Genomic DNA, 6664 nt, shown 5'->3' on the forward strand with positions numbered 1-6664 from the left:
ACATTTTTTACAACTATCCTAGAGATAGCAGCCAAGGTAGTATGCAACTTGGGCAACTTGGTTTGGCTCTCGCATCAGGGTAAAATGATCTCCATTAATGATGTGTACACTCAGTTCACCTTTAATTAGGGTGTCCCATCTAACTCTGTCTCCACCATTACTGACTGTATGCGAAGCTTGTGCGACTGACTCACTTGCTAGAAGTGATAAAACTGCCCCGTTATATGACTGTGGCTGATACTGGGTTAGGGCCAGCATATTTACCTGAAAAACACGCCATAAGCGCTGTAATTGCTCCAAAGACAACTCAGATGGGAAAAGTTGATCATGTTGGGTAAGTTTGAATACTTGCTCTAAAGAAACCAGCTTTCCTTCTAGTGACTCTAGAACTGAGTGCAAGCTTTGTCTCGACTGCCCAGCTAAATCTTTTATGAACTCCACAAGGAGTTGATCCTTAGCCGGTATGTCTTCAGCAGTCGGTATATGGCTATCAATCAGAACTAACAATGCAACTGTCTCCCCTCGATGAATAAGCTGTTGTGCTATCTCGTAGGAAATTATACCTCCCATAGACCAGCCTATAAGGTGATAAGGACCCTGAGGTTGCACCGTCAAGATTTCCTCAAGGTAGTAACTGGCCATTGCCTCAATGGTGGTCAAAGTCAGCTGCTGTTCTATCAAGCCTAATGATTGCAGTCCATAGATAGGATGTTCCTGCCCTAACTGTTGGGAGAGTGCTGCATAGCACAGTACGTTCCCACCTACCGGATGGACACAGAACAGAGGAACTTGTTCTCCTTTAAGCTGAATGGGTATTAATACTGAATTAATAGCATTAGACATCTCCGAAAAAGAAGCTGAAACCTTTATCTTGTCTTGGTGAAAACCTAATTTCTGGAGATGTCTATTAATAGCAGAATGATTACTGGCTTTGAGCAGTTGGGATAGTTGTGCAATAGTGGGGTTTTGGAGCAGGGTAGCCGAGGGCAACTCTACCTGAAATATATTCTTTATTTGAGCCATGACCCTCACTGCTACAAGGGAATCTCCTCCTAACATAAAGAAATCATCGTGGATTCCCACCTGCTCAAACCCAAGAACATCCTCCCAGATACCAGCAATAATCTGCTCAAGCTTGTTTCTGGGAACAACATAAGCCTGAGTTATTGGTGGTCGTTGGTGTACCTGTTTGGGTAGATCCTCCTTCGATGATTCTTCTAAAAAACTAAGTAGTGTAGAGACTTGGTTTTGCTCAATCCGAGACTGTAAATCTCGTGTCGATACAATAACTTGAGGCAGTGTATTACACAAAAGACGACGAAAAACATCTATGCCCTCTGCGGGTAATAGCCCTAACTTATGGTCTTTGTGAAGTATATTTGTAGTTGCGATCGCTTGTTCGTACAGACCCGAATCAGCAGGTTGACTAATATTTGGGTAAAGATTATCTGAGTGGACGTAGTTTTTCACTTCAGATGCTACCTTTTTCAGCGCCTCTTTATCCTGTAATGATACAACAAGCTTGCCGATGTGCTTCGCTTGTGCCATATACTCAAAAGCGATCGCCACTTCTGAAATTGGGAATACTTGATGAGGAAGGGGACTAAGATTCCCATTTTTGAAGTGTTGCACCACTTCCAGGAATATGGAATTAAAGTTAGGGATATTCGGCTCTAAATCTATGGTAAAGAAGGATAAGCTTTTCTCAGAAAGCCGTAAACCCACCTGGCTGTTCTCATCGATATTTTGCTTGTCAAGTTCCAGAAAACGTCCGTAAGGTGCCAGAATTGACAAGCTTTTGGGTATAAATTCTCCCCCTAAAGAGTTCAAAACTACATCAATACCCTTGCCGTTGGTGTGTTGCATCACTTCATCGGCAAAAGCCAAAGACCTTGAATCCATCACATATTCAATTCCCAGAGAATGCAGAAACGCCCGTTTTTCTGGACTGCCAGCTGTGACAAAGATTTCTGCGCCGATCATCTGAGCAATTTGGATTGCAGCCATGCCCACACCTCCGGCGGCGGCATGGATGAGAACACTTTCCCCTTTGCAAAGCCTGCCCAATTTATTCAGCGCATAGTAGGCTGTCATAAAGGAAATCGGAATTGTTGCTGCCTCTTCTAAACTCAGATGATTTGGTTTGGGTGCGACATAGGAGACGGAAGTTGTTGTAAATGCGCTAAAGCAGGAAGAAGAAAAGGCAATGACTTCATCTCCTATCTGATAACCCTCGACACCTTCTCCCAGCACCACAATCTTTCCTGCACATTCCAAACCGAAGTTTAAAGGAGTATTAGATTGCACTGGAAGCATCCCCAGCGCTACAAGCACTTCCTTGTAGTTGAGTCCGGCAGCACATATCTCTATTTCTACCTCACCTGCACCTGGTTTCTGGCGTCTCGCAGTTTGAAATCTCAAGGTTTCTAAAATACCAGGAGAGGATATTTCCAAACAAAAATTCTGGCTTTGGGAAGCGGAAAAGTTTTTTTCCCTTTGATCAATTTGATCGGGTGTTAAGGGAAGATCCAAGGTTCCGATTCGTTGTTTTGCCGCCGCTGCGGCCATCCCGACTTCTTGCCAGCCATCCCAGTTAATACTTACTGTGAATGTTCCATTTTCTGAGGTTTTATGATGAGCGAAGGCATCAAGAAAGGCATTGGCTGCACAATAGTCTACCTGTCCAAAGTCATTTAGAATTGAACTGAGTGATGAACAGAGAATAAAGAAATCTAGCTGAACATCCTTGAAAAGAGCATCAAGTACGAGGGTTCCCCTGATTTTCGGAACAAGAACTTTTTGTGCTATTTCTGGCGTTTTTAGCTGAATCACGCCTCCCCCAGGAACACCTGCTGAGTGGATCACACCATTAATCTGACCAAATCGCTCTAATGCTTGAGCTATGGCGTTTTGCATTTGTTCCAGGTTGGTAACATCTGCATTGACAATCAAAACCTTGGTACCCAGCTTCTCTATTGCTTGCAATTTTTGGATCTTGCAACTTGTATCATCTTGAGCCTCATGACTAGCTAGCCATTGTTCCCAGTGAGTTTGAGCCGGAAAATCAGAACGCCCTGTCAGGATCAATTTAACCTTAACTGTTAGCGCCAAATATTCCGCTAGTGCCAGTCCTATACCTCCAAGCCCACCTGTAATCAGATAGACTCCGCCTTCCTTTAACCTTTGTATTCCCGCATCTGAGTTCTCTAATCTGACTGACTCGAAAGTTTGTACCCAACGATGTTGTTTACGGTAGGCAATAATTTGTTGGTCGGATTTAACCTTTAATTCTGCTTGCAGCTGTCTGATCAGTTGCTTCTCTTGCCAGGTTTCTGATTGCGGAATAACTACGTCAACACTACGACAACTTAAGTAAGGGTATTCTTTAGGAATAGTTCTCACCGGGCCGATTAAAGTGGCTTGCTCAGGACGTAGCTTCTCTTCTGCGGTTACGTCCTGCATATTATTTGATATAACTATCAATTGAAACTGATCGGTAACATTTTGTTTACCAAATGCCTGAGCAAGAAATAGCAAACTGTAAAATCCTAAATCTAAAGCTTGGTCAATTCCTGCCAATTCTGATGCGGCGTGACTTTTTTCGGCTAGACTCCATAAATGAACGATGGTTTTAGGGATGTCTCCCAATTCTGCCAACAAAGTTTCGTAGTCCTTGGGTTGTCGAGGATTGAGGGTATATGAGCCTTGATTCTCTTTTTTAAAGGACTCTCCTATCTTGACAACAATCACTTTTTGAGATTCGTTTTGAAGTTGTTTTGCCAGTTGAGAACCCAAGTTGCACTCATTGATAAACAGCAGAACGCTGCCCTGTAAATGCTCTAGTTGACTAACAGAAAGCGGCGACCTTTTCCAGGATGGGACATAAAACCAATCAGCAATATCCAGATTTTTACTTAGTGTTGCTTGAAACTCAAGTACATCTTTTCTTGGCGGTTCAATCCAATAACGTTGGCGTTCAAAGGGATAAGTAGGTAAGGGAAGACGATAATGCTGCTCTTGCTTGTAGAATCCAAACCAATCCACCTTTGCCCCAGCAAGCCAGAGTTGCCCCAGTGTGGTGAATAAAAAAGCTATATCCGATTGTTCCTCTTGGGGATGACGGACTGAAGTTAACACCGTTTGTGCGGCTACCTTGTCTGGATGCCTTTTAGCTAATGTCGTTAGCGTCGGGCCTGGCCCCACCTCTAACAGAATTTGCTCAGGTGTTGCCAACAACTTCTCTACACCTTGGGCAAATAGCACTGTGGAACGCAGATGTTGAGCATAATAGTCAGGATTTGTGGCTTGTGTCGCGGTAATCCAAGTACCAGTAACGTTGGATATATAAGGAATGTTTGGAGGATTTAAGGTAACTTGTTTTACCCGATGTGCAAATGCTTCCAAGATTGGTTCCATCATCTGGGAGTGGAAAGCATGGTTCGTATGCAGACGGCGGCATTCAATGCCTTGTGTAGCCAGTTGATTTTCTAAGGCATCTACTGCTGCGGTGGAACCAGAAACTACGCACTGGAACGGTTGGTTAATTGCTGCTAATGAGAGTTCTTGTCCCAACAGAGACTTTACTCTGTCTTCGGGCAGGGGAATAGCGAGCATTGCCCCATTGGGAAGTTGCTGCATCATCTGCCCCCGTGTTGCTACCAGAGATAAGGCATCTTCTAAGGAAAAAACTCCGGCGATACAAGCGGCTACATATTCGCCAATACTGTGACCGATCGCAGCCACAGGATTCACCCCATAAGACTGCCATAATTTAGTTAAGGCGTATTCAATGACAAAAATAGCTGGTTGAGCGTAGATGCGAAGCAGCTTGTCGTGAGACATCGCTGTTTGTTGAAGTTGCTTTGATGCGCGATCGCTCTTTTCCTCATCAGGGTAGATTAGATGACGCAGATCGAGTCCTAATTGAGGCAAGAGAATTTCTGAGCATAAATCAACTTGTTCTCGAAATATTGCCTCGGTTTGGTAAATTTCCCGCGTCATATTCACATACTGAGAACCCTGTCCGGGAAACATGAAGACAACAGACCGATCTGCAACTTCAGTGCAGTTGCTAAAAACTTGTTTTGGTTCTAAATTACTTAAAACTTTGACGGCTTCTTCTAAGTTCTGACAAACTACCATCCTGCGGTGGTTAAAAACCCAGCGACCAATGCTGAGAGTATAAGCGACATCAGCTAAATTAAGTTTGCGATCGCGGTGTAAATGGTCAGCTAGATTCGCAGTCGCTGTTTCCAGAGCAGAGTTAGTTTTTGCAGAAATTACCAATAATTGATATTTTCTCCCCCTCTCCCCCTCTCCCCCTCTCCTCTTAATAACTGGGGCTTCCTCAACAATTACGTGAGCATTAGTACCCCCAATTCCAAAAGAACTAACCCCAGCCCGGCGAGGAATGTTATTTGTTTTCCATTCACTAAGAGTCGTATTGACGTAGAAAGGACTATTAGCGAAATCAATTTTGGGATTGGGTGTCGAGAAGTTCAAACTAGGAGGCAGCAATTTGTGTTGTAGCGCCATTACACTTTTAATCAGACCTGTCACACCTGCTGCTGCATTCAAATGTCCGACATTTGTTTTCACCGAACCAATCGCACAGAAGCCTTTTTTATCAGTACTCTGAGCAAAAGCTTGCGTTAAAGCAGCGATTTCAATCGGATCTCCTAGAGGCGTGCCAGTTCCGTGGGCTTCGATATAGGAAATTGTCTCGGCATCTACTCCAGCCACAGCTTGAGCCTCGGCAATCACTGCCGCTTGACCATTGATGCTGGGAGCAGTGTAACCCACTTTCAGGGCACCATCGTTATTGATTGCCGAGCCTTTAATGATTGCCTGAATGCAATCTCCATCAGCTAGAGCTTCGTTTAACCTTTTTAAAACAACAATTCCGACACCGCTACCGCCAATAGTTCCCTGTGCATTGGCATCAAAAGCACGGCAGTGTCCATCGGGGGATAGAATCATTCCCTCTTGATACAAATAACCCGTGTTTTCCAGAAAACTGAGAGAAACTCCACCAGCCAAAGCTATGTCACATTCCCCGTTGAGCAAACTTTGGCAAGCAAAGTGAACAGCAACTAAAGAAGTAGAACAGGCCGTTTGCACATTCACCGCCGGCCCTGTCAAATTGAGTTTATAAGCCACCCGCATCGGCAAAAAATCTTTGTCGCTGGAGATTAGTAGTTGTAAAGGATCGACTGTCTCTAAAAGGTCGCGGTTTGGAGTTAGATTGTTGAGCAAATAACTATTCAGACCCAGACCCGCATAAACACCGATCAAACCTTTGTAAGTTTGGGGATTGTAACCAGCCTGTTCTAAAGCTGTCCATGCCGATTCTAAGAATAGGCGCTGTTGCGGATCGATGATCTCAGCTTCTCTAGCACTATAACCAAAGAAATTCGCATCAAATAACTCCATGTCTGACAGAACAGCATTCGCTTTTACATAGTTGGAGTTACTCAGCCAATCTGGATCGACGCCAGCCTTTAACAATTCCTCGTCTGTAAACCAAGTGATAGATTCTACCCCTTGAGATAGATTCTGCCAAAATTCATCAATATTTTTGGCTCCTGGAAACTGACCCACCATTGCAATAACGGCGATTTCATAATTATTTAACTCTTCGTTGTTATTGACATTATCCATTGCC

General features: G+C 44.0%; 1 protein-coding gene. It reads right to left on the minus strand.

What is annotated here, in order from left to right; genetic code table 11:
- Positions 1-18: 18 nt before the first annotated feature.
- Entirely contained in the window at positions 19-6660 is a 6642-nt protein-coding gene (locus HWQ41_RS34225) for an SDR family NAD(P)-dependent oxidoreductase (RefSeq protein ID WP_366931623.1), read from the minus strand.
- Between the last annotated feature and the right edge of the window lie 4 nt (positions 6661-6664).

The sequence above is a fragment of the Nostoc sp. NOS(2021) genome (genome assembly GCF_017115025.1).
Classification (GTDB): Bacteria; Cyanobacteriota; Cyanobacteriia; order Cyanobacteriales; family Nostocaceae; genus Nostoc.